At 47.4% G+C, this 3,582-nt stretch carries 3 protein-coding genes; all 3 read right to left on the bottom strand.

Features of this window, described 5'->3' with window-relative positions; translation table 11 throughout:
- Nucleotides 1-123: 123 nt before the first annotated feature.
- Entirely contained in the window at nucleotides 124-1,941 is a 1,818-nt protein-coding gene (locus tag HWQ67_RS14510; protein WP_218253407.1) for a glucosyltransferase domain-containing protein, read from the bottom strand.
- 422 nt (nucleotides 1,942-2,363) lie between these two features.
- Nucleotides 2,364-2,813: a flagellar protein FlaG gene (locus HWQ67_RS14505; protein WP_218253406.1), complete on the bottom strand. Its 450-nt coding sequence runs from the start codon at nucleotides 2,811-2,813 to the stop codon at nucleotides 2,364-2,366.
- A 111-nt stretch (nucleotides 2,814-2,924) separates the two neighbouring features.
- Nucleotides 2,925-3,227, bottom strand: coding sequence for a hypothetical protein (locus HWQ67_RS14500; RefSeq protein ID WP_218253405.1), 303 nt, complete (start codon nucleotides 3,225-3,227; stop codon nucleotides 2,925-2,927).
- Nucleotides 3,228-3,582: the final 355 nt, after the last annotated feature.

Genomic DNA, 3,582 nt, shown 5'->3' with positions numbered 1-3,582 from the left:
ATAAGCAGACAATTCAAAATGCCGGCCTTATCTGATATCATCAGAAGTAAGACAGAAGGATTGTCACCAGGGTAAAAAAGTGTTTACCATGAAATTTAAAGAGGATACCCCGATTCTTTGTCTTTATTCGAATTCTATTTCGTATATCCTCAGCACTTGGATGTGTTGACCCTTTATAAACATGAACCTGTACTGTTTGTACTCCCTGGTGTTTGCAAGGGGAAAGACCCTCTTTTCAGATGGTGCCCACCTCTGTGTGTCTGTCTGCTTGTCCAGCAACACCCATGAGTTGTTTTCATCCAGGGCCATAAACTCCCATGATATTGGCATCTTTCCTGAGTCTTCTCCACTGGATATGGAGTACTTTGTTATTGCCCGTGGCTTGTAAAACGTTATATCCGCCGGTATTGGCCTGTCGATCAAGGCCTCCCAGAAGTCATCTTTTGTGGCGGAGTAGTCAAATGCGTATTTAACCGTCTTTTTGGTGTTGTCTTCGCTAACAACGCTCATCAGTTCACTCTGACAGGGCTTGTGATATTGCAGGGGGATGATGGGCACCTTGGTGGTGGCCGTGGTGTTTAACAGGGCGTTCATATCGATAAAGACGGTGTTTTTTGACGCACAGGTTGGCGCTCCCGGTTCCGATACCGTTGCGATGACGGTATTGTCGGGGGTGTCATCGGCGCAGATGGAAGGCTCCTGGGAGAGGCAATACTTCACGGCAGTGACAGGGTTTTTGAGGTCGATCAGGGCCGCACTCAACACATACTGTATATCCTGGGTGAATGCCGTGGCATTGCAGTTAAACTCATCGCCAATGCTCCCCCTGCCATTGAAACCGGTTTCGTTGTTCAGGGGCTTGACCACGTGGATGCGTGTTATGGGGTTGTTCACAAAGGGGGCAATGGCGTTTTTTATAAACATGAATTCCGTGTTTGAGTTCCTTGCATTGAGGGCGACGTTAAACGACGAAGTGATGGCGGCATATGCGGCAAGCACGATAGCAAAAGCGATGGTGGCCGTCTTTTGCCTGTTGTGGTCTTGAGTGATTGCCCCCAGCAGAGATTTGAACATCCAGTGTATCAGCAGCAGGGCAAAGGCCATCTCCGCAAACAGGAATCGTCTCAATACCAGCTTTGTAGGAGTCAGTATCCATGGCGCCAGGATGAAAAGGGACAACGCTACCGCATAGACAATTACAATGCTTGTGTGAAAGCGTTTTTTTCTGACAGAGGTTATCAACAAGCCTGTCAGCAAAACAGCGACCGTCAGGAACACGACATAGCCAACAACCTTGGGCAAATATATGCTCCAGAAGTTAAACACAATAGGGAATAAGTCATGGACCAGGGGCGAGAGTTTTTGGAGCAGGTTATTTATGGAGATTTCCACTCTGTAATCGGGGTCGAGCTTGATCTCTTCAAGTATCTGTGCCTTGTACTTTGCGGGGATGAACAGCTTATTGTTGAGGTAGTACACAACACTGTTAATGCCAAAGAAGAAGATGTCCCGAATAATCAGGCGTGTGGTCAGACGCACTTGAGTGTGTGGGGCTTTCCCCTCCGCCGTCCCTGCGCCGACTGCTACGAAACTGCCAACAAGGAAAAAGAACGCGTGCGCCTGATACGTAAACATGGCTATGAGTAACAGCACAAAGGCCAAAGCTGTTTTGGCTGTCCATGTGGCGAGGGTCTTGGCGTCAGGGGGCCTTACCAGCCAAGTTTGGGCAAACAGCATATAACTCAGCAACGCCATAGCAGGGGCCATGGCACTTGGGGGCCAGCTCAGAAAGACATGAAACTGCGGCCCCGGCAGCATGAAGATCGATACGCTAACAAGAAATGCTACAACTGGCGTCATCCCCTGCCACCGTAACAGCAGCGCCAACAGCGCCACCCCAACACAGTAGATCAAGACAACAGCAGCCTTTACCTTTTGCAAGTCACCGACAGACCTCACATACCTGAACAGATGGCACTCTATAAAGGAGGAAAAAGGACGCCCTATCTTTAATGACAGCTTAAATGCATTATAATTGGAACATTCGCCTTTAAAGGAAATCTCCAGGGAGTCACCTATGAAGTTGGCGTTGTCATGAAATATTGACGGCAGCAGAAGATACGACGAAAAAACAAGGAAGAGTACAACGACAGCCGATAAGAAAAATAATATAAAACTACGAACGTTTAACAACAATTTACCTTTTCAGCCCTCTGAGCGATTTTTTTGATTCCCTCCCTTTTGGGCACATCCTGATTTTATGCCATTAACCGGTTGATATTGGCAGTTGTTTTCCGTCGGCAGGCGTTGCGGCAATATATAGGGTAAGACCTTAGAGATACCACTTGTCTGTCTCTAAGGCCTTATGCTTTTGTAGAGAAGATACTTTCAACGTTTTTCTTCATTGTCTGCAACATCTTAAGATAGTCTTCAGGCGGTATCTGTCTTAAGAGTTTTCCTTCACGATCTACTATTCGTATAACCACGCTGTCAGTTTTGTCATCGACGGCGAAATAGGCCTTGGTGAAGTTTTTGTCAAGCAGTTTCGTTTCTTCTTCTGCCTTTTTCTTTGCCTGACTGGCACGCTCGTCCTCCTCTTTGAGTTCGGCGCTTTTAGCGGTTAGACTGGCTTTTTCCTCGGCAAAAACACCTTGCGCTTTATCAGGGTTGCCGGATGACAATGCTACAGACTCCTGCTTATTTGATTCCTGTACAGCGTCAGGTGCTGCATCTTTACGTTCGGGCGTTTTTTTGGTTGCCTGAACGGGACGCATAACCATTGTTGAGCCTAAATCAAAGCCCCTGATTTCCATATGGCCTCACCTCCACATTTATCTTACCGGACTTCATTGCCGGGCTACCGTTGTCTTTCAGTGTATATGTCACCTTATAGTCCTACCCTATATCTCATTTGATAATTGTGCTTAAGCGATGGCATTAACAAGGCTCTCTTTTATCTCTTCAGCGGCATCCATGGAGGCATTGCCGGAGTTGATATTTTTGTTGCTCGTTTCACTACCGGCTGCACTTGCTGCAGCGTTCTCCTCTTCTGTTGACGCACCGGACTCATACAGTTGCCTGGCAGCACCAGAGAGCTTTACGGAGACAGCGCTTGTGGCGCCACCGTTGCCTTTTTCCTTCACGTCTTCTTGCGGACGTTCGGCCTTTTCTTCCTTGATGTCACTGCTGTACGTATACAGCGTTTGGTTGTTCACTGCACCTACCATAATAACTTACCTCCTTGCAATTGAGATAAACCCTTCAAGTTTCTTATCGGTAAAGTTATTTAAAACTTTACCTGCCTGTAAAATTTATTTTATTTTCCTGTACACCAGTCCACCCGTAGAGGGGATACCTGCCACTAAGTGATACAATAACCGTGCCACAGGAGCATACAATTTTTCCTCCGTGTCGTACCGTTTGTGTGCAAGCCTCTGCCACCGGCTCCCCCCAGGGCAATCGCATTTGACCGTAAGAAAAAAAAGAATGGGGAGCTTTGCTCCCCCTCAGACCCCCTCACAAGGGAGCACGGCCCCCTTGACCCCGTAAAGGGCTGGTTAATAAGTTGAGAAGTGGTTATTT

The organism is Candidatus Magnetobacterium casense, from assembly GCF_019173545.1.
GTDB lineage: Bacteria > Nitrospirota > Thermodesulfovibrionia > Thermodesulfovibrionales > Magnetobacteriaceae > Magnetobacterium > Magnetobacterium cryptolimnobacter.
The sequence above is the reverse complement of the archived record's forward strand: the minus strand, read 5'-3'. Positions and strand labels throughout refer to the sequence as shown.

Coding starts and splice junctions, on each gene's coding strand:
- HWQ67_RS14505 (WP_218253406.1), bottom strand. CDS start 2,813: ATGGAAATCAGGGGCTTTGATTTAGGCTCAACAATGGTTATGCGTCCC.
- HWQ67_RS14500 (WP_218253405.1), bottom strand. CDS start 3,227: ATGGTAGGTGCAGTGAACAACCAAACGCTGTATACGTACAGCAGTGAC.